The sequence below is a fragment of the Actinoplanes sp. NPDC051470 genome, assembly GCF_040682035.1.
GTDB lineage: Bacteria > Actinomycetota > Actinomycetes > Mycobacteriales > Micromonosporaceae > Actinoplanes.
The window spans coordinates 1-19655 of sequence record NZ_JBFBAA010000007.1; the positions used below are offsets into that span (position 1 = coordinate 1).

The following is a 19655-nucleotide window of genomic DNA, read 5'->3' on the forward strand; positions in this document are numbered from 1 at the left end:
ACCACGCCGCGATGGCCCAATGGGCGATGATCATCATCATGACCCGCCGGTTGGCCCGCCACCAACACACCTGAACCCCTCATTTACCAGGGTCTTTAGAGCGTGCGGACCTGGGCGAGCCGGTTGACCGCGTACTCGTCACCCCAGCAGACGGCGGCCTCCCACGCGGCCGATGCCTGCGCGGCGATGTCGTGCTCGCCGTCGCCCAGGCCGGCGGCGTTGCCGGGCAGCACCAGGTCGAGGTCGGGGACGTCGACATGCGACTCGTCCCAGTCGATCAGCCCGACCCGGTCGGCGGTCATCCGGATGTTGCCCGGGTTGGCCGGGTTGCCGTGCACGACGCAGGTCGGCCGCCCGGCCAGCCGGGCCCAGGCCGCCCGGCAGCGGGCCACGCCCTCGGCGGGCATCGCGCCGAGGTCGATCCTCGTCCCGGTCCCGGCCCGCAGCAGGTCGGCCGACGATCGCCACCCCGGGCGCTGCGGCCAGCCTCGCGTCACCCGATGCACCTCGCGCAACGTGGCGGCCACCCGGCGCCAGTCGGCCGGCGACTCCGGCGGCCCGCCGTCCAGGTAGGTCATCACGACCAGACCGTCGGCGAACAGCCGGCCGTCCCGGGCCGGGATCGGCACCGGCACGGTCAGGCCGGCCCGGTCGAGGTGCTGGAGGAGCGCGGTCTCCCAGGCGAGGTCGGCGTCGCTCCGGGAACCGGCCCGGCCGACCGCGAGCCGCCCGCCGACGCGGACGTTCCACACGTCGTTGGCGACCCCGCCGGCGAGCGGCTCGATCCGGACCGCGTCGTCACCCCACTGTCCGAGCGCCTCCCACCCCACGGGCCACATCGTAAAGCTGAGAAACTGGTACACATGACCACCTGGCGTGACACGACCTCCGAACAGGCCCAGTCCGAGCTCGACTCGCTGCTGAACGCGGTGCTCACGTTCGCCGAGCAGACGCTGGTGAAGTACGGCGAGTTCTATCCGTACGGGGCGGGCATCACCCGGTCGGGTGAGATCGCGATGCTGGCCGCCGATCCGGGGCTCGGCGAGAACCCGGATTCCGACAAGGTGCTCGCCCTGCTCTACGAGACCGCCACGGGCCAGCCGGACGAGTGGCGGGCGCTCGCCATCGTGTCCGCGGTCAGCACGACCGGCGGCGACGCGGTTCGGGTGGAACTCGAGCACAGCGAGAAGGTGGCGCTGATCGTGCTGCTGCCGTACTCGGTGGACCCGGCCACGCGTGAGGTGACGACCGGCGACCTCCAGGCCGGCGCGGCCGAGCCGCGCATCTGGTGAAAAGCTAAGCCCGTGGGGCCGCGGCGGTCGAGTCGCGGATGATCAGCTCGACCGCGAGTTCCACGTGCAGGGCGTGGACCTCGTGGCCGGCGATCAGGCGCATCAGGATGTCGACGGCGATGCGGCCCAGTTCGGAGAGCGGCTGCCGCACCGTGGTCAGGGCGGGGCGGACCGCGCGGCTCAGGTCGATGTCGTCGAAGCCGGCCACCGACAGGTCGCCGGGAACGTTCAGGCCCAGGCTCCACGCCGCCGAAAGGATGCCGACGGCCACCTTGTCGTTGAAGCCGATCAGCGCGGTCGGGCGGTCGGACCGCGTGAGCAGCCGCAGCGCCGCACGGTAGCCGTCCTCGGTGGTCGCGTGGGCGCTGCACAGCAGCGCGGGGTCGGCGATCATGCCGGCCCGGGCCAGGGCCGCGGTGTGGCCGTCGCGGCGGGCCGAGCCGGCCAGCCACTCGTCGGGGCCGCCGATCACGCCGATCCGGCGGTGGCCCAGCTCGACCAGGTGGGACGTGAGCGCGCGGGCGCCGGCCGTGTGGGCGGCCGAGACCGCGGCGATGTCCGGCGGCGGGGCCGTGCGCGGGTCGATCACCACGAACGGGAAACCGCTGCGGCGCAACGCGATCAGCTCGTCGCCGGACTCGGGCGGCAGGATCAGCAGCGCGCCCGAGACGTCGCGGCGGGATGGGAGGCCGGGCAGGACCGACTTCGCCTGAGCCGATTCGCCGGCGTCGAGAAGGCAGTCGAGGAGGCAACTGTTCAGCCGCTCGGCGATCGACGAGACGATCGCGCCGAAGTAGTCGGTCAGTACGTACGGGCACCGCACCAAAACCGGATGGCCGGGCGCGGGCCGTGGCAGCGCGGCGCCCCGTCGCTCGTACGCGCGGCGTACCAGATCACGGGTTTGATCGGCGACGTTGGGGTGGCCGTTCATCACCCGGGACACGGTGGCGATGGACACCCCGGTCGCCGCGGCGATGTCCCGGACCGACGGCCCCCGGCTAGCCATCTGTTACATCGACGTGTTTCATCGCCACACCATACTCCACGTCGTTAATTAAGACTCTTGACGAATCGAGCAGGGCGGATGTCTCATGTTTCCAGGCATCACGTAACACGCTTGTTACATGCTGTTTCATCCCCAACGGAGGTGCCCTGTGAAACGCATCCTGGCGGCCGCCCTGATATCGGCAGCCGGCATCCTCGCGGTCCCGGCGAGCGCCGAAGCCGCGACATCGGCCAACGTCTGGCTCACCACCCCCGACCGAGCCAACCTGCTCACCCCGAAGGCGGCGGTCAACTTCGGCTCCGGCGGCAGCGGGCCGGTGATCACCGTCAACCCGAACACCACGTACCAGTCGATGGTCGGCTTCGGCGCCTCGTTCACCGACGCGGCGGCGTGGAACGTCGTCAACTCACCGCAGCGCAACAGCATCATGAACGCGCTGTTCAACCCGTCCAGCGGCATCGGCATGAGCTGGCTGCGGCAACCACTCGGCGCCACCGACTTCAGCCGCTCGTTCTACACCTACGACGACGGCGCGGCCGACCCGAGTCTCTCGCGGTTCTCGATCGCGCACGACCAGGCGTACATCCTGCCGCTGGTCCAGCAGGCGCGCGGTCTCAACCCGCAGCTGTCCGTGATGGTCACGCCGTGGAGCGCGCCGGCCTGGATGAAGACCAACAACAACCTGGTCGGCGGCTCCCTGGCCGGCGACCGGGTCGGTGTGTACGCCGACTACCTGGTCAAGTCGGTCCAGGCGTACCAGTCGGCGGGCGTGCCGATCGCGTATCTGAGCGTGCAGAACGAGCCGAACTTCTCCCCGCCCGGCTACCCCGGCATGCTGATGCCCGCGTCCCAGCAGGTGTCGATCATCAACAACCTCGGCCCCAAGCTGCGCAACGCCGGGATCACCACCAAGATTCTCGGGTACGACCACAACTGGGACGACACGACGTACCCGCAGACCGTCAACAACCAGGCCGGCAGCAACGTGGCCGGCTCGGCCTGGCACTGCTACGGCGGCAACCCGAGCGGCCAGTCGACCGTGCGCAACGCCCAGCCCGGCAAGGAGATCTTCTTCACCGAGTGCTCGGGCACCGAATCGGGCAACACCTTCGCCGACTCGCTGCGCTGGCAGGGCCGGAACCTCGCGGTCGGCACCACGCGCAACTGGGCGCGGACCGTCACCACCTGGAACATGGCCCTGGACGGCAACCACGGCCCGGTCATCGGGAGCTGTGACAACTGCATGGGCGTGGTCACCACCGACGGCGGCAACGTCACCTACAACGCCGAGTACTACGTGCTGGGCCACCTGAGCAAGTTCGTCAAGCCGGGCGCGGTGCGGATCGACTCCACCGGGTACGGCGAGGGCGGCATCGAGAACGTCGCCTTCAAGAACCCGGACGGCAGCATCGCACTGGTCGCCGTCAACACCGGCGGCGCACAGAACTTCCAGGTCTCGTACGGCGGCCAGTCGTTCGGCTACAACCTGCCGGCCGGCGCGATGGCCACCTTCACCTGGCCCGGCGACGGCGGCACCACCCCGCCGCCGGCCGGCCGCACCGGGGCGATCTCCGGCCTCGGCGGCAAATGCCTCGATGTCACCAACGGCTCGACCACGAACGGCAACCTGCCGCAGCTGTGGTCCTGCACCTCCGGCCCCAACCAGACCTGGACCCTGGGTACGGACGGCACGATCCGCGGCCTCGGCAAGTGCCTGGACGTCAAGGACAACGGCACCGCGGACGGCGCCCAGGTGCAACTCTGGGACTGCTTCGGCGGCGCCAACCAGCGCTGGACCGCCAACGCGAACCGCGACCTGGTCAACGTCGGCGCGGGCAAGTGCCTCGACGTCATCGGCAACACCAGCGCCGACGGAACCAAACTGCAGATCTGGTCGTGTACGGGCGGCGCCAACCAGAAGTGGACCGTCCCGGCCGCCTGACCGCACACTGTGGACTCCCGCCCGTCGTCGCCGGGCGGGAGTTCACTACGATTCCGCGGTGCTCTCCCGCCGTACCCTCATCCTGTTGTTGTCCTTGGTCTTGCCCCTCGCCGCGTGCAGCGCGCCCACCGAGGCCCCGAAGCTGCCCCGCCCCACCCGCTCCGCCTTCGACGGCAAGGCCGCGATCGCCGCTTCGCTGAGCGGCATTGACGCGGGGGTCTACAGCTTCGCGGTGACCGCGTCGTCAGGGTCGATCAACGGCATCCTCCACGCGCCCAGCCGGAGCCTGGAGACCGAATCGAGGCAGCAGGCAGGCGACCTCGAGGTCACCTCGCGCACGTTGCTCATCGGCGACCGGCAATACCTCAACATGGCCGCGGGCGGCGCCGGCTGGGACGAGCTGCTGGACGCCATCGCCAAGTTTCGGGGCAAGAAGCTGCCGATGGATGTACGCGAGACGTACGAGCTGCTCGGCGGCGAAACCTGGATCTCGCTGCCATCCGAGCCGCGTGACGCCGACCTCACCGCGCCGGACGCTCTCGGGGTGAAGGCGCTGATGAGCCACGTCAAGTCGGCCCGGGGCAGCAGCGCGGGCGGCAACAACCAGATCACCGGCACGATCGACGTGAGCCGCCTGAACAAGTCGCCCGACCTGCTCGGCTCGATGGCGAAGCTGACCGTCCCGGCTCAGGCCCTGGCCGCGGAGCCGATCCGCTACGCCGCCTACATCAAATACGGCAAGCTCAGCATGCTCGAGCTCACCATGCCGGGCGGGGCCGGCACCTGGATCGTCGAGGTGAACGACTACGGCACGGCCCACCCGGCCCCGGCGCCCCCGGCCGCCAAGGTGAAGAAGCTGTCGCCGAAGGAGCTGCGCCCCTTCACCGACGGCGACCCGGTCCTCGCCTAGCGGGTTCAGCTCCGGAGGTCCACGAACGAGAAGCGGGCCACCTCGGGCGCCCACTCGGCGTAGCGGTGGCTGGGCGCGTCGGCGTAGCGCGAGTTGCGTTCCAGCCAGCCCCGGATCGGCTCCAGCGCCGGATCGTCCACGTCGGACAGCAGGGCGCCCAGGGTGGCGTCCGGCCGGTCGGTGGCCAGCGCCCCGATCAGGGTCGCCGCCGCGGGCTGGCCGGTGACCACCGCGAGCAGGAAGGCGACCACCTCGTGGTCACCCACGCCGCCGCGCGGGTGGTGGAACTCGGCCGGGTCGTTCGTCCGGGCCTTCAGGATCTGGTACGTGTTGACGAAGCGCTTGACCGTCCGCGGGGTGCGCCCGAGCAGCGGCGCCACCGCGGAGAGGGCGGCCGCCTCGTCGCCGGTCGTCTCCAGCAACCGGGCCGGGAACCGCTTGCGCGGCATGCGGGGCGGGCGCTGGGCCTTCGCCGGGACAGGCGGCGCCGGGGTCAGGGGTGTGCTCGCCGGCTCGGGCGCGGCCGGAACGGATTCCCGAGGGGGCTGCTGCCCGGTCAGCCCGGTGATCATCTGACGCACCAGGCTCTCGTCGAGCGGCGTCAGCCGGACCGGGATCTGGATGATCTTCTCCAGGTAGTCGGACGGCGTGGCCGAGCCGGAGTCGCCGAGCAGCTGGTGGTAGCGGATCCGCAGCGACTGCTCCAGCCACCGGGTGTCGACCGCGAGCACCACCACGAACATCTCGAAGTTGAAGAGCAGATGCACCGCCTCCAGAACCTGCACGACCTTCTCGGCCGGGCAGCGGTCCAGGTCGTCGATGGCCAGCACGACCCGGCGGCGGCCGGCCACGAAACCCCGGTCGAGCTGATGGAACAGCTCCCGGGTGCGGGTCACCAGGCTCAGTTCCTCGCGGTACTCGGTCACCTCGGACACCTGCCGCAGGATCATCGCCAGCGGCTCGGTCTCGGCCTGCTTGCGGAGGCCGGCCTGCTCGGCCTTGCGCCGCCCGGTCTCCTCGGCGGCCCGGCGCACATCGATCTCGGCCTGCTCCCGCCGCTGCTCGGCGTCGCGGGCGGCCCGCTCGGCGGCCCGGAACCCGAGAACGCCGGCCGCGGTCCGGCCCGCCTCGCTCACCTCCGTCGCATGCTGACGTGCGGCCTTCACCTGGGCCGCGACGCCGGCCACCACGGCCAGCGCCGCCACCACGACCGGCCACACGCCGGCGAGGGTCACCGCACCCGCGGCGGCCACCAGGAGACCGGCCGCCACCAGGGTGAGCCGTTGCCGGACCCGCCACGACTTGGCCGCCCGCTCGACCTCCCTCGCCGTGGCCAGCTCCTTCTTGCGGCTCTGCTCGGTGCGGGCCGCCGCATCGGCCTCCCGGTCGACCTGGACCACGTCCGGCAACGCGTCGACCACGTCCTGGCGCTCGGTGATCCGCCGGAGCACCTGGTCGACCAGGCTGGCCCACAGGTTCGTCTCGGCGTAGTGCCAGGCGTTGAACTCGACCACCGAGACCTCGTCCAGATAGCCCTCGACGCCGGTGAACTGACGCAGCGTCCGCAGGATCCGCTCCAGCACGAACGTCTTGCCCGAACCCCACTCGCCGAACAGGCCGATGGCCAGCGGCGGCCGCAGCTTCTCGGAGGCGATCAGCGCCGACAACGCGAGGGCGTCCCGCTCGGCGTCGAGCAGGTCGTTGCTGTCCCGGTCGTCCGGCTCGTACCCGGCGATGCTCTGCGACACCGGCCGGGTCCGGCCCACCGGCCACACCGACACCGTGGCCCCGCTCGCCACCGCGAGGCAGTGCCCGTCCTGACTCGCGGCCAGCAGACCGACCTCGGCGCCGGCCGAGATGATCGCGACCGTGGGCCCGCCGGGCTCGGCGATCGCCACGTGGCTGCTGCCGGAGGTGGCGACGCCGGTGTCCCGGCCGAGGGACACCAGGACGCACGGGCCGGTGTGCGCGGGGAAAACCGCCGAGGTCGCCGGCATCGTCCCGGCCTCGGCCGTGTCCTCGGTCAGGGTGCTGACCAGGACGGCGCGGTCACCGATGCCGATCAGCGCCCGCCGTCCCGAGGCCTCCGTCGCGATCACCTCGCGGGCCTCGGGCACGAGCCATTCGGGCGGCCGGTCGTCGCCCCAGTAGCGGGCGGCGCCGCCCGGCCCGATCAGCCACGCGGGCATGCCACCGGACAGCCGCCCGCTCCGCATCCCGGCCGCCCGGCACAGGACCGCGCCGCTCTCCGCCCACACGACCTCGGCATCGTCACCCTCGAGGCGCAGCGCGATGATGCCGCCACGGCGCCATCCGAGCGAGACGACCCGGCCCGCGACCGCTCCCACACGCCGGATCCGGCCGGCCGCGTTCACGTCGTACACCACCTCGCCGACCAGCGCGGCGAACCGGTCGACCTGCGGCGAGAAGGCCACCGCGCTGATCGTCCCGGGCAGCTCGGCCGACCATTCCGCGGGCGCGCCGAGGGCGGTGGCCAGCAGCGGCTGGTCCTCGGCCAGCCGCCGGCCGTTGTCGGTCAGGTGGTCCCAGCCGTGCGACATGTCCACCAGCGCACCGCTCCGCAACAGCGCCCAGCCCAGGTCGGCCGAGTCCAGCGCGAGGCCGGCCGCGACATGGGCGGCGTCCAGCGGCCAGGCGACCGACCAGCGCCCGTGCACGACCTGGAGGTGATCGTTGCCGGAGCGGACCGGACCGGCGTCCGGGGCCGGGTAGCCGAGGGCGGCCACGAACGCGCCCGACGACAGCGGTTCCGGCCGGTCGCCGAGGGTCAGCACGTCATCGGCGAACCGCGACTCCAGCCGGGCCTCGGCCAGCCCGCGGCGCAGCGGTTCGGCGGCCTCCTCGGTCAGGACGTGCACGCGCAGCAGGGCCTGCGGGTTCGCGGTGGTCCCGAATCCGCTGACCAGCGCGTTCAGCGAAACCAGGGGTTCGAGGCCGCCGGCCCGGGTGCCGAGCAGCGGCGCCGCGACCACCGCGTCGGCCGCGTTCGCGTGCGTGCCGATCCGGCTCGCGGCCCGCTCGACGAGCCGGCTCCCGCCGTGCGCGCCCTCCGGGTCGGCCGTCATCGCGAACAGCAGGATCCGACCATCGGGGGCCGGCGCCGCGACCACCACGCCCGGCGCGTCACCGGCGGCGGGCGGCCGGCCGCCGAGGCGCTGAACCCGCCTCCGCACCTCGGGCACCATCGTGCCGTCCACTCCGCACGGCACGACGAGAAAGGGCGCGTCGCTGTCGAAGAGGTCCCCGACAACGATCTCGACCCGGCTCACCCGCTCAGCAAATCAGACGCGGCCGCCGGACGGATCCCCCGCGAGGCGCTGAGCAATGTAGATCGGGATGATCGACAGGAGCACCAGGACCGTGGCGACGACGTTGACCACGGGGGCCTGGTTGGGGCGGAACAGGTTGTCGAGGATCCAGATCGGCAGGGTGGTGGTGCCCTGGCCGGCGGTGAAGCGGGTGACGATGATCTCGTCGAAGCTCAGGGCGAAGGCCAGCAGGCCGCCGGCCAGCAGCGCCGTGCGCATGGACGGGAAGGTCACCCGCCAGAACGTGGTGAAGCTGTCGGCGCCGAGGTCCATCGACGCCTCCTCCAGGTCGCCGCCCATCCGGCGCAGCCGCGCGACCACGTTGTTGAAGACGACCACGATGCAGAAGGTGGCGTGCGCGACCACGAGCGTCCACATCGACAGCGGCACACCGAGGATGGTGCGGAACGCGTTGTTGAGCGCGATGCCGGTGACGATGCCGGGTAGCGCGATCGGCAGGATCACCAGCAACGACACCGCGTTCCGGCCGAAGAAGCGGTAGCGCTGAAGGGACAGCGCGGCCAGCGTGCCGAGGATCAGCGCGAGCACGGTGGCGAGCAGGCCGACCACGACCGAGGTACGCAGGGCATCGAGCGCCCCGGCGTTGGCGGCGGCCCGGCGCCACCATTCGAGCGTGAAACCGGACGGCGGCCAGCCGAACGCCCGGTCGGCGTTCACCGAGTTGATCAGCACCACGACCAGCGGGACGTAGAGCGCGAAGAGCACCACGCCCACGACGACCCGCAGACCGGCGCGCATGCCCCGGGTGAGAAACATCAGAGGTGCTCCAAGGCGCCGGCCCGTCGGGCGAGGAACAGATACACCATCATCACGACCACGGGTACGAGTCCGACGGCGGCCGCCAGCGGCTGGTTGTTGGCGGCGCCGATGTTGTCGTAGACCAGGTTGCCGAGGAACTGCTTGGTGCCGCCGACGATCTCCACGGCCACGTAGTCGCCCAGCGTCAGCGAGAACGTGAAGATCGAGCCGGCGACGACGGCCGGGAAGACCATCGGCAGGACCACGGTCCGCAGCACGCGCCCGGGCCGGGCCCCCAGGTCGCTCGCGGCCTCCAGATACGAGAACGGGAGCCGGTCCAGGCCCGCGAAGATCGGCAGCACCATGTACGGGAACCAGAGGTACGCCAGCGTGCACACGGTGGCCGTCAGCCCGTACCCCGGCGAAAGCCCGAGCCAGTCGATCAGGCCTCCCCCGCCGAACATGCTGCGCCACGCGTACGCCTTCACCAGGTACGACGCCCACAGTGGCAGCAGGATCGCGGCCACCAGCAGCGGACGCCACCGCGGCGACGCCACCTTGGCCATGAAGAACGCCACCGGCAGCGCGAGCACCGCGTCGATCAGGGTGACCAGCACCGCCACCCCGATCGTCCGCACCGTGACGGCCCGGTAGACCGGATCGGTGAGCACAATCTGAAGGTTGTCGAGCGTCCAGGTGCGTTCGATCTGGCCGGTGAACGCGTTGGTGCTCCACAGCGCGGTGATCAGCAGCGCCGCCAGCGCGCCGACGTAGGCCAGCCCGAGCCAGAGCAGCGGCGCGCTCAGCAGCAACGCGAGCCGCGCCCGGGGCGTCCGGGTGAGCCAGGCGGAGGTGCGGCGGCGATCCGACTCAGCCTTTGGACCGGTGTTGGGCGGTGGTGGGGCTGAGGACGGCGTACTCATGGATCTAGCCTTTGATCTCGGTCCAGGCCCGGGTCCACGCGGCGTAGTCGGTGCACTTGACGTCGGTGCGGCCGTCGAGGCACTGCGGTACCGGCGTGCTCCAGTACCAGATCTTCTCGGCGTACGCGGAATCCCCGGCGTGGTAGGTCTCGCAGAACGACTTGTCGGTGGTCAGCGCGCACGCCTTCTGGTTGGCCGGCGCCTCGCCGAAGTATTCCGCGACCTGCGCGTTGGCCTCGGGGCTGACGATCCAGTTGAGCCACTGGTAGGCGCAGTTCGGGTGCTTGCTCTTCGCCGCCACCATCCAGGTGTCCGACCAGCCGGTGGCGCCCTCCTCCGGCAGGATCGCCTTGACCGGCGCCTTCTCGGCCGTCGCGGTGTTCACGATGACCTGCCAGGTGGTGCCGATGACCGAGTTGCCGCTCTTGAAGGACTGCACCTCCTTGAGGTAGTCGGACCAGTACTCGCTGACGTTCGGCTTCTGGGCCTTGAGCAGGTCGACGGCCGCGGTCAGCTGCTTGTCGTCGAGCGCGTAGGGGCTCTTGATGCCCAGGTCGGGCTTGGTCTTCATGAGGAACAGGGCGGCGTCGGCGATGTAGATCGGCGAGTCGTACGCGGTGACCTTGCCCTGGTACTTCCCGGCGTCGGTGAAGACGGACGCCCACGAGGTCGGTTCCGGCTTGACGATGTCGGTGCGGTACATCAGCAGGTTGGCGCCCCAGCCGTGCGGCACGCCGTACATCTGGCCGTTGACCGAGTTCCACGGCCGGTCCTTCAGGAACGCGGTGACGTCGCCGTAGTTCGGCACCAGGCCGGTGTTGACCGGCGCCACGTCGCCGCCCGCGATGAGCCGCAGCGAGGCGTCACCGGAGGCCGAGATCGTGTCGTACTCACCGGTCTTCATCAACGTCACGGCCTCGTCCGAGGTGCCGAACGTCTTGATCGTGGCCTTGCAGCCGGTCTGCTTCTCGAACGGCGTGACCCAGTCGACCTTGGGGTCGTTGGCGCCGTCCTCGGCGTACCCGGGCCAGGCCAGGATCGCGACCGACCCCTCGCCCGGACCGAGCTTGTCCAGCATCGGCAGGTCGGGGGCGGTGAAGCCCTGCCCACCGGACGCGGCGGGGGTGGCGCCGCCGCCGGACGTCGTGCCACAGGCGGTCAGCATCGCGATGGCAGCCAGCGCCAGAATCTTGCGCATCGGATCACTCCAGGGGGACGGCATCTTCGGGTCGGATGGTGATCTGCACGCGGTCGCCGCGAGCGCGGACGTCGCCCGCATTCGGCTCGCTGGCGGTGATGCGCGCGCCGGGCAAGAGGTCGATGAGGTATTTGGTGGTTGCGCCTAGGTAGACGACCTCGGCGATGGTTCCGGTTCTGTGTCCCTCGTCTCTGGCCGAGGCGGAACCGGCCGGAGTAAGACGGATCCGTTCCGGGCGGACCATGAAGGTGCCGCGGCGACCGAGCAGACCTTCGGAGGCGGCCGGATCGAGCACGGTGGACGTTCCGACGAAGCCGGCCACGAACTCGGTCTGCGGCTGCTCGTAGATGGCGGTGGGCGTACCGATCTGGGCGATCCGGCCGTGGTCGAAGACCGCGATCCGGTCGCTCATCGTCAGCGCCTCCTCCTGGTCGTGGGTGACGAAGACGAAGGTGATGCCGGCCTCGCGCTGCAACTGCTTGAGCTCGACCTGCATCTGCTGGCGCAGCTTGAGATCGAGCGCGCCGAGCGGCTCGTCCAGCAGCAGCACCCGCGGCTTGACGACCAGCGCGCGGGCGAGCGCGACCCGTTGCCGCTGGCCGCCCGAGAGCTGGGTCGGGCGGCGGTCGGCGAAGGCCGCCATCCGCACCGATTCCAGGGCCTCGATGGCGCGCGACCGTCGTTCGGTGCGGCTCTTTCCGCGTACGGCCAGCCCGTACTCGACGTTCTGCCGGACCGACAGGTGCGGGAAGAGGGCGTAGTCCTGGAACACCGTGGTCACGTCCCGCTGGAACGGGGCCGAGCGGGTGACGTCGGCGCCGGCCAGGTCGACCGTGCCGGCCGTGGGCTGCTCGAACCCCGCGATCATCCGGAGCACGGTGGTCTTGCCCGACCCGGACGGTCCCAGCATCGAGAAGAACTCACCGTCGGCGATCGTCAGGTCGACGCCGTCCACGGCGACGGTCGGCCCGAACGACTTGCGGAGACCGGAGAGCCTGATCGCGGGAACAGTGTCCACAAGCAAAAACCTATGGCTTCATACTTATTGAGACAAGGTCGGCCTGTTACGGGGCGGCCCCGGCGGCGGGGCCATTCAATAACGGCGGCGGCGGCCCGAGGTTCATCGCGACCGCGAACGCGCACGGTCGACTGTCGGAACATCCCCTTTCTCTGGTTTGCGGTGGTGCGGCGCGTTAGCTTCGGCGACGCGGGAAACCGGACGAGGGGGAAGGTGGATTCGCATGCGTACGCCGAGTAATGGGCGGGCCGTGGTGATCGGAGCCTCACTGGCGGGGTTGCTCGCCGCGCGGGCCCTGCACGAGTCGTTCGAAGAGGTCGTGGTGCTCGACCGGGACGCGACGCTGCCCGAGCGGCCGGAGACCCGGCGCGGGGTGCCGCAGAGCGGCCAGGTGCACGGCCTGCTGGCCCGCGGCCGGCAGGAGCTCGACGTGCTGTTCGAGGGCCTGAGCCCGGAGCTGATCGGTCTGGGCGCGCCGACCTGCGACGTGCAGGACGAGATGGAGTGGTGGGTGGACGGCCGGCCGCTGGCCAAGGGCCCGTGCGGGATGATCGGGCTGGCGGTCAGCCGGCCGCTGCTCGAGTTCGCGATCCGCCGCCGGGTGGCCGCGCTGCCCAATGTGGAGATCCGGCCCGACCACGCGGTGACCGGCCTGGTGACGACGCCGGACGGCGACCGGGTCACCGGCGTGGTGGCGCTCTCGGCCGGCGAGGAGACCACCCTCGGCCACGTCGACCTGGTGGTGGATGCCTCCGGCCGCGGTTCGCGGGCCCGGCATTGGCTGAGCCGGCTCGGCTACCCGGCGGTGGAGGAGCAGCGGATCGAGATCCAGCTGACGTACGCGAGCCGGCGCTACCGTCGCGACCCGGGCCAGCTGGACGGCCGGTACGGCACCGCGATCGCCTCATACCCCGGCAAGCTGCGTGGCGGCTTCGTCCTGGCCCAGGAGAACAACACCTGGATCACCAGCGTGAGCGGCTGGTTCGGCGCCGTCCCGCCGACCGACGAGGCCGGCATGATCGAGTGGGCCGAGCAGCTGGACAGCCCGGACGTCGCCACGATCATGCGAACCTCGGAGCCGCTCGACGAGGGCTCGCTGAAGATGCGGTACCCGGCCAGCACCCGGTTCCGCTACGACCGGATCGACCGCTTCCCGGCCGGTTTCCTGGTCACCGGCGACGCGATGTGCTCGTTCAACCCGATCTACGGGCAGGGCATGACCGTGGCCGCGCTGGAGGCGACCATTCTCGGCCGCCTGCTCAAGGACGGCACCGACGACCTGGCCGCCCGCTTCTACGGCGAGACGGCCACGGTCCTCGACGTGCCGTGGACCACCGTGATGGCCAACGACCTGCGGTTCCCGGACGCGATCGGCGACCGCTCGATGCTCGATCCGGAGCGCGGCGCCTACCTGCTCCGGCTGCGGGCCGCCGCCGCCGACGACCCGGAGCTGGCCCGGGCGTTCCTGAGGGTCACCCAGCTCATCGACCCACCGGCGGCGCTCTTCGCGCCGTCGATCGCGAGCCGGGTGCCGGCCTAGAAGACCCGGATCGCGGCCTCGGCCGGCGCCGCCAGCAGGCCCTCGATCTCGTCGTCCAGGCGGACCAGGGTGAGCGAGGCGCCGGCCATGTCGAGCGACGTGCAGTACTCGTTCACATAGCTGCGCCCAACCGTGATGCCCTGGGCGGCGAGCCGCTGGTGGGCGTGGCGGAACAGGATGTAGAGCTCGCTGATCGGGGTGCCGCCGAGGCCGTTGATCATCAGGGCGACCCGGTCGCCGGACGCGTACGGCAGATCGGGCAGCACGGCGGCGAGCAGGTCGTCGACGATCTGGTCGGCCGGCGCCAGCGGACGGCGCTCGCGACCGGGCTCGCCGTGGATGCCGACGCCGAACTCCATCTCGTCGGCGCCCAGATCGAACAGCGGCGAGCCCTTGGCCGGCGGCGTGCAGGCGGTCAGGGCCACGCCCATCGTGCGCGTGACGTCGTTGACCTTGTTACCGATGCGCAGCAGTTCGTCCAGGTCGGCGCCCTGCTCGGAGGCGGCGCCCACGGCCTTGATGACGAAGAAGTTCCCGGCCACCCCGCGGCGCCCGACGGTCCAGGTGGAGTCCTGCACCGCCACGTCGTCGTTGATGGTCAGGATCTCGCAGCGCACCCCGTCCGCCTCGGCCATCTCCCGGCCCATGTCGAAGGCCATCCGGTCGCCGGTGTAGTTGTTCACCAGCAGCAGCACGCCCTTGTCGGAGGCGAGCAGCTTCGCGGTCTCGTACACGTAGTCCATCGGCGGCGCCGCGAACACGTCGCCGGGACAGGCCGCGTCGAGCATGCCCCGGCCGACCGCCATCACGTGCGCCGGCTCGTGCCCGGACCCGGAGCCCTGGACGATCGACACCTTGTCGGCGCGGGGCGAGTCGGCCCGCATGATCAGGTTGTAGGCCGGGACGTACTTGAGGGTGTCCGGGTTGGCGAGGGCGACACCCTCCAGCATCTCGGGGACGAAACTCTTGGGATCGTTGACGAACTTCTTCACGACGCCGCTCCTTGCTTCCAGGTCTCGCTGATCCGTTCGGCCAGGACGGCCACCGCCGTGGCGCCGGCGTCGACCGAACCTCTGCTGCGCTCGCCGGTGTACGACGCGCGCCCCCGCTTGGCGACCATCCCGCTGGTCGCGTCGGCCGCCTCCCGCGCCGCCACCGCCGCGGCCCGTACCGCCTCTTCCACTGAGGTGCCGCGCTCCAAATCAAAAGACAGCCGATCGGTGTACGGCACGAGCGCGTCCAGCAGCGTCTTGTCCCCGACGTCCGACTGCCCGCGCGCCTTGATCCCCTCGATCGCCGCCCGCAGCATCGTGACCGCGTCCCCGCCCGCGGCGCCGGCTCGCATGAAGGCCGTGCCCCACAACGGCCCCGAGGTGCCGCCGATCCGCGAGGCGATGACCATCCCGGTGCGTTTGAGGAACACGCCGGCGTCGGTCCGATCCAGGTCGTCCCAGCCGTCCAGGAGCTTCTCGAACCCACGGGCCAGCGAGTAGCCGAAGTCGCCGTCGCCGACGACCGAGTCCAGGTCGCCGAAGTACTTCTCGTTCTCGATCGCGGTCTCAGCGATGGTCCGGACCACCCATTCGGTACGCGACAGGCTCATCGGGTCTCCTCCAGCAGGGCACGCAGGTCGGCCAGCGTCAGATAGTCGCCCGGCGCCGCCGCGCCCCGGTTGGCGAGCACCTCGATCGGCGGGCGGCCGGGCTCGCCCAGTTCGGACACCACCAGCGCGGCCTCGGTGAAGTCCTCGCCGCGGGTGTAGTCGTTGACCGTGACCAGGCAGCGCAGCCCGGCGCCGGTCGCGGCCAGGAGCCCGTTGCGGGAGTCCTCGACGACCAGAGTGTCCTCAGCAGACAGTCCGAGCCGGTCCAGGGCGAGCTGATAGATGGCGGGGTCGGGCTTCTTGGCCGGCACCACGTCGCCGGCGAAGACCGGGATGTCGTTGGGTCCGACCGCGTTGGCCAGGACCGCGCGCACGGATTCCTCGGCCGAGGTGGAGGCGACCGCGACCGTCCAGCCGTCGTCGAGGGCGGCGCGGATGATGCGGGCGACACCCGGCCGCGGCGGGATCCGGCCCTCGCGGACGAGCTGCTTGAACGCTTCGGTCTTGGCTCGATGCCAGGTCAGGAGCAGTTGGGTACGGTCGGAGCCGTCGCCCACCGCGGCCGCGAACGCGGGGTCGGCGAACAGGCTGGCCATGCGTTCCTTACCGCCGCCGATGCGCAGCTTCTCGCCGTACTCCGGCTCGCTCCAATAGGCCGGCAGGCCGAACCGTTCGAAGGTCGCGTTGAAGGCGGGCAGGTGACCGTGCCTCTCGGTGTCGGCGAGCACGCCGTCGCAGTCGAAGATGAGCGCGCTCACCAGGCCCGCCCCGCGCCGCCGAAGAGCCGGATGTGCCGCCGCGCCATCTCGGTCACGGCCGCCTTCTGCTGCCGGAACAGCGTGGGCGGATCCCACTTGCCCTTGGCCTCAGCCTCCTGGAGCGACGAGAGGCCCGACCTCATGAAGGTCTCCTTGAGCGCCGTCGAGATGTTGACCTTGGCGCAGCCCCGGGCGACGAGGTCGGTGAACTGCTCGTCGGAGAGCCCGGTGCCGCCGTGCAGGGCCATCGGCACGCCGGTCGCCGCGACCAGGTCGCTGACCCGCTGCGCGTCCAGGGTCGGCGCCTGTCGGTACTGGCCGTGCGCGTTGCCGATGGCCGGCGCGAAGCAGTCCACCCCGGTGTTCTTGATGAAGTCGACGGCCACCTCGAGCGACTGGATCCGGGAGGCCTCGTCCGAGCCGACGTCGTCCTCGACGCCCTGGATCCCCTCGATCTCACCCTCGACATGAGCTCCGGTACGCCGCGCCTCGGCCACCACCTCGGTGGTCTGCCGGAGGTTCTCGGCAACGTCCAGCTCGTGCGCGTCGAACAGCACCGAGTTCCAGCCCCCGGCCAGGCAATCGGAGATCACCGCACGGTCCGGGCAGTGGTCGAGGTGCAGGGTGACCGGCACGTCGACGCCGCGCATCAGCGCCCGGAAGATGTCGTGCAGCTGGTCGCGCCCGTACTGCCGGACGGTCTTGACCGAGGTCTGCAGGATCACCGGCGCGCGCTCCTCGACGGCCGCGGCCAGCACCGCCTCGATGCTCAGGTCGTTGATGATGTTGAAGGCGCCGACCCCGTACCGGTCGGCGAGGGCGCGGTCCAGGATCTCCTTCATGGGCACGACGGGCATGCGCCCAGTCAAGCCACGGTCACCCGAACCCGGTATGGGGTGAATCCCCCATCAGATCCAGCCGTTGTCCAGGGCGGTGACCACCGCGGCCGTACGGTTCGAGGTGCCGGTCTTGCGCATCACCGCGCCCACGTGCTTCTCGACGGTCTTCGGCGAAAGACCCAGGCGGGTCGCGATCTCCTTGTACGTCAGCCCGTTCCGCAGCAGCCCCAGCACCTGGCCCTCCCGGTCGGTGAACGGCGCGGCCGCGACCGGCGGGCACCGGAGGTCGGTGCGGACGATCGCGGCCGCCACGGTCTGGGTGAGCGCCTCCAGGTCGTCCACCACGCGCGTGGTGAAGGCTCCGCTCCGCGGCGCGAAGGTGACGCTGACCGCGATCACGTCGCCCCGCCACCAGATCGGCACCGCGGCGGCCGGCCCGCGCCGCGCCGGATCGGTGCCGGCCAGATGTCCGGCGCGCAGCCGGCCGTACTCGGGGATCACCACCGGCCGGCGGTGCCCGAACGCCCGCCCGGTGGCCCCCTCGTCGAGCGGGAACGAGTCGCCCAGCCGGCACAACGCGCCGTACTCGGCGGCCTTCTGATAGCGCCCGGCCTCGGCGTCGACCAGCGAGACACTGCCCGCCGCCGACCCGGTCAGCCGCGACGCGTGCCGCAGCAGCCGGCGCAGGACAGGCGCCAGCCGCAGGTCGCCGTAGACATCGGCGATCGCTTCATCGAGCCGGAACGCATCCCCGGCCGGACCGGGCGTCACCCCTCGAACATAGGTAACGCCCGGTCCGGACGGAAGGGCTGGATCAGCGCCAGGCGTCGAGCCGGAAGCCGGCGCGGCTGCCCAGATAGGCCGTGTCGCCACGGTCGGCCGAGGCCGTCTCCCAGCCGGAGTTGGCCACGAACGCGACCGAGTCGCCGACCCGGACGGCCGCCCAGAAGCGGCGGTGCAGGGTGCCGTCGCCGGTCGGCTCGCCGTCGCCGCCGAAGGCCGGCTGGTTGCGCTCGATCAGGATCGACTCGTCGCCCACCCCCAGGCCGCCGCGCAGCACGTTGGTCACGGTCACGGTGCCCCGGGTCTCGGTCGGGCAGGAACGCACGGCCGCGCGCAGGTCGTCCAGGAAGCGGTCGGCGCCGTCACCGCGGAAGACCATGATGTCCTCGAGCACCGTGCCCTTGGGCGTGGAGTTCGGCGGCGGGTTCTTCTCGGTGATGTACATGAACTGGGTGGCCCGGATGCCGAGCCGGCCGGTCTGCTCGTAGCTCAGGCCGCAGAAGTCCGGCAGCTCACCGCCGTCCCGGCGCTCCGGCGTGCTGCCCCGCCCGGGCGCGTCGGAGGCCCGCAGGAAGGCGCGGGCCGGGATCGACGACGGGATCCGGTCCTTGGTCTGTGCGGGCGCCTTCACCTTGACCGGCGCCGGCGCGTTCACCGCGGCCGGCGCCGCGGCCGCCTCGACCGCCGGGACGGACCCGGGCGCCTTGACCGCCGACGGAACGGGAGCGTCCCCCAGCCCGGCCGCGGCGGCCGCCGAGCCCGCGGCCGGCGGCGGCGACGCCTCGGACCCGGCCCGGACATTGCGGGCGCCCAGGGTCACGGCCGCCGTGAGCACGGCGAAGCCGGCCACCCCCGCGGCGATCCGAGCGGTCGTCCGGCGATTGATGCGCATCATGATTCGTCCCCCCATGTATGACTGCTTGTGTCAGGGGAACGGGCGGCGACCCGGATATGCTGCGTACTGTCAGCTACCGGACGGTCGCGGCGAGTTTCTTCAGGGCGTCGGCGGAGCCGGCGGTCAGCGGGTCGCCGTGCCCGGGCAGGATCTGCTTGATGTCCAGCCCGGCCAGCTTCTTCACCGACGCGGCCGCCTGCGCCGGGTCGAGGGTGTACTGCGGGTCGCTGCCGACCAGCCCGTCCGTCGTCCGCAGGGCGTCGCCGGCGACCAGCACGCCGGTGGCCGGGTCGAAGACCGACACGTGCCCGGCGGTGTGGCCCGGCGTACCGATGATCCGCAGCCCGAAGATCTCGTCGCCGTCCTTGACCGGCTTGAGCGCGGTCTCCGACCGGATGCCCGAGACGTCGGCCTCGCCGGCGTACCAGGTGGCCTTGACCTGGGGCTGGACGCCGGACAGGCCGCCGACGTGGTCGTCGTGCCGGTGGGTGAGGATCACGTGCTTGACGTTGGCCCACCCCGACCCGGCCGCCTTGAGGCCCTCCCCGATCCCCGCCTCGGAACCGGACGTGCCCAGGTCGACGATCGCCACCTCACTCCCCCGGACCAGCAGGTAGGCCGACACGAAGCCGAGATTGACGCGCTCCCAGCCGGTCGGGGCGGCCGGCGACCCGGGCGGCGACCCGGGCGGCGGCGCCGAAGACCCCGGCGCGGGCTCGGCCGGGGACGAGCACGCGGAGAGGACGGTCACGCCGAGCACACCGGCACCGGCGGCGAAGAGCAGGCTGCGTCGTTTCATGTTCAATCATTACCACCAGCGGCACCGAGCCGTCCGGGCCGAGTTGTGGTACTCCGAAGGA

At 71.4% G+C, this 19655-nt stretch carries 18 protein-coding genes; 4 read left to right on the forward strand and 14 right to left on the reverse strand.

Translation table 11 applies throughout. The features are described 5' to 3' along the window. Positions 1 to 95 precede the first annotated feature (95 nt). Positions 96 to 830, reverse strand: coding sequence for a phosphotransferase (locus AB0M54_RS14575; protein WP_364471366.1), 735 nt, complete (start codon positions 828 to 830; stop codon positions 96 to 98). A 33-nt stretch (positions 831 to 863) separates the two neighbouring features. On the opposite strand from AB0M54_RS14575, the gene AB0M54_RS14580 reads away from it, so the two are divergent. After that, positions 864 to 1292, forward strand: coding sequence for a hypothetical protein (locus AB0M54_RS14580; protein WP_364333981.1), 429 nt, complete (start codon positions 864 to 866; stop codon positions 1290 to 1292). 4 nt (positions 1293 to 1296) lie between these two features. On the opposite strand, the gene AB0M54_RS14585 is transcribed toward AB0M54_RS14580, so the two are convergent. After that, entirely contained in the window at positions 1297 to 2298 is a 1002-nt protein-coding gene (locus AB0M54_RS14585; protein WP_364333978.1) for a LacI family DNA-binding transcriptional regulator, read from the reverse strand. Positions 2299 to 2446: 148 nt separating this feature from the next. Between AB0M54_RS14585 and AB0M54_RS14590 the strand changes: the two genes are divergently transcribed. Together AB0M54_RS14590 and AB0M54_RS14595 are read left to right on the forward strand one after the other, a co-directional pair. After that, the gene (locus AB0M54_RS14590) at positions 2447 to 4240 is read left to right on the forward strand and encodes a ricin-type beta-trefoil lectin domain protein (RefSeq protein ID WP_364333975.1); all 1794 of its coding nucleotides are present in this window, start codon (positions 2447 to 2449) and stop codon (positions 4238 to 4240) included. A 58-nt stretch (positions 4241 to 4298) separates the two neighbouring features. Next, the gene (locus AB0M54_RS14595; protein WP_364471369.1) at positions 4299 to 5150 is read left to right on the forward strand and encodes a hypothetical protein; all 852 of its coding nucleotides are present in this window, start codon (positions 4299 to 4301) and stop codon (positions 5148 to 5150) included. Positions 5151 to 5155: 5 nt separating this feature from the next. On the opposite strand, the gene AB0M54_RS14600 is transcribed toward AB0M54_RS14595, so the two are convergent. From AB0M54_RS14600 to AB0M54_RS14620, 5 genes are read right to left on the reverse strand one after another with little or no spacing between them, the layout of a single operon-like run. Next, positions 5156 to 8440, reverse strand: coding sequence for a P-loop NTPase fold protein (locus AB0M54_RS14600; protein ID WP_364471372.1), 3285 nt, complete (start codon positions 8438 to 8440; stop codon positions 5156 to 5158). A 12-nt stretch (positions 8441 to 8452) separates the two neighbouring features. Continuing rightward, positions 8453 to 9256, reverse strand: coding sequence for an ABC transporter permease (locus AB0M54_RS14605; protein WP_364333966.1), 804 nt, complete (start codon positions 9254 to 9256; stop codon positions 8453 to 8455). Further along, positions 9256 to 10161 (reverse strand): ABC transporter permease, encoded by a 906-nt coding sequence (locus AB0M54_RS14610; protein ID WP_364471375.1) that lies wholly within the window; start codon positions 10159 to 10161, stop codon positions 9256 to 9258. Before AB0M54_RS14610 ends, AB0M54_RS14605 begins: the two co-directional genes overlap by 1 nt. Before the next feature lie 4 nt (positions 10162 to 10165). Further along, the gene (locus AB0M54_RS14615; RefSeq protein ID WP_364471378.1) at positions 10166 to 11359 is read right to left on the reverse strand and encodes an ABC transporter substrate-binding protein; all 1194 of its coding nucleotides are present in this window, start codon (positions 11357 to 11359) and stop codon (positions 10166 to 10168) included. Positions 11360 to 11363: 4 nt separating this feature from the next. Continuing rightward, a complete protein-coding gene (locus AB0M54_RS14620; RefSeq protein WP_364471381.1) occupies positions 11364 to 12377 on the reverse strand; it encodes an ABC transporter ATP-binding protein in 1014 nt (337 codons plus the stop codon). A 223-nt stretch (positions 12378 to 12600) separates the two neighbouring features. Between AB0M54_RS14620 and AB0M54_RS14625 the strand changes: the two genes are divergently transcribed. Further along, positions 12601 to 13917, forward strand: a complete 1317-nt coding sequence (locus tag AB0M54_RS14625; RefSeq protein ID WP_364471384.1) for an FAD-dependent monooxygenase — start codon at positions 12601 to 12603, stop codon at positions 13915 to 13917. Here the strand turns inward: AB0M54_RS14625 and dhaK are convergent. From dhaK to AB0M54_RS14660, 7 genes are all read right to left on the reverse strand, one after another. Then, entirely contained in the window at positions 13914 to 14909 is a 996-nt protein-coding gene (dhaK, locus tag AB0M54_RS14630; RefSeq protein WP_364471387.1) for a dihydroxyacetone kinase subunit DhaK, read from the reverse strand. The two genes, AB0M54_RS14625 and dhaK, sit on opposite strands and share 4 nt — an antisense overlap. Continuing rightward, complete coding sequence (gene dhaL / locus AB0M54_RS14635; RefSeq protein ID WP_364471390.1) at positions 14906 to 15520, reverse strand: dihydroxyacetone kinase subunit DhaL; 615 nt, start codon at positions 15518 to 15520, stop codon at positions 14906 to 14908. Before dhaL ends, dhaK begins: the two co-directional genes overlap by 4 nt. Next, complete coding sequence (locus AB0M54_RS14640; protein ID WP_364471392.1) at positions 15517 to 16278, reverse strand: HAD-IA family hydrolase; 762 nt, start codon at positions 16276 to 16278, stop codon at positions 15517 to 15519. The genes dhaL and AB0M54_RS14640 overlap by 4 nt, the downstream gene beginning before the upstream one ends. Continuing rightward, positions 16275 to 17135 carry a class II fructose-bisphosphate aldolase gene (locus AB0M54_RS14645; protein WP_364333942.1) on the reverse strand — a complete coding sequence of 287 codons (861 nt, stop codon included), beginning with the start codon at positions 17133 to 17135 and terminating at the stop codon, positions 16275 to 16277. Before AB0M54_RS14645 ends, AB0M54_RS14640 begins: the two co-directional genes overlap by 4 nt. Positions 17136 to 17186: 51 nt before the next feature. Continuing rightward, entirely contained in the window at positions 17187 to 17888 is a 702-nt protein-coding gene (locus tag AB0M54_RS14650; protein ID WP_364333939.1) for a LuxR C-terminal-related transcriptional regulator, read from the reverse strand. Between the two features lie 43 nt (positions 17889 to 17931). Further along, a complete protein-coding gene (locus AB0M54_RS14655; RefSeq protein ID WP_364333936.1) occupies positions 17932 to 18795 on the reverse strand; it encodes a hypothetical protein in 864 nt (287 codons plus the stop codon). 73 nt (positions 18796 to 18868) lie between these two features. Then, the gene (locus AB0M54_RS14660; RefSeq protein WP_364471395.1) at positions 18869 to 19594 is read right to left on the reverse strand and encodes an MBL fold metallo-hydrolase; all 726 of its coding nucleotides are present in this window, start codon (positions 19592 to 19594) and stop codon (positions 18869 to 18871) included. Positions 19595 to 19655: the final 61 nt, after the last annotated feature.

What these genes read in the sequence shown, in the direction of transcription:
- AB0M54_RS14580 (WP_364333981.1), top strand. Translation starts at nt 864, where the DNA reads ATGACCACCTGGCGTGACACGACCTCCGAACAGGCCCAGTCCGAGCTC.
- AB0M54_RS14585 (WP_364333978.1), bottom strand. Translation starts at nt 2,298, where the DNA reads ATGGCTAGCCGGGGGCCGTCGGTCCGGGACATCGCCGCGGCGACCGGG.
- AB0M54_RS14605 (WP_364333966.1), bottom strand. Translation starts at nt 9,256, where the DNA reads ATGTTTCTCACCCGGGGCATGCGCGCCGGTCTGCGGGTCGTCGTGGGC.
- AB0M54_RS14610 (WP_364471375.1), bottom strand. Translation starts at nt 10,161, where the DNA reads ATGAGTACGCCGTCCTCAGCCCCACCACCGCCCAACACCGGTCCAAAG.
- AB0M54_RS14615 (WP_364471378.1), bottom strand. Translation starts at nt 11,359, where the DNA reads ATGCGCAAGATTCTGGCGCTGGCTGCCATCGCGATGCTGACCGCCTGT.
- AB0M54_RS14625 (WP_364471384.1), top strand. Translation starts at nt 12,601, where the DNA reads ATGCGTACGCCGAGTAATGGGCGGGCCGTGGTGATCGGAGCCTCACTG.
- dhaL (WP_364471390.1), bottom strand. Translation starts at nt 15,520, where the DNA reads ATGAGCCTGTCGCGTACCGAATGGGTGGTCCGGACCATCGCTGAGACC.
- AB0M54_RS14645 (WP_364333942.1), bottom strand. Translation starts at nt 17,135, where the DNA reads ATGCCCGTCGTGCCCATGAAGGAGATCCTGGACCGCGCCCTCGCCGAC.
- AB0M54_RS14655 (WP_364333936.1), bottom strand. Translation starts at nt 18,795, where the DNA reads ATGATGCGCATCAATCGCCGGACGACCGCTCGGATCGCCGCGGGGGTG.
- AB0M54_RS14660 (WP_364471395.1), bottom strand. Translation starts at nt 19,594, where the DNA reads ATGAAACGACGCAGCCTGCTCTTCGCCGCCGGTGCCGGTGTGCTCGGC.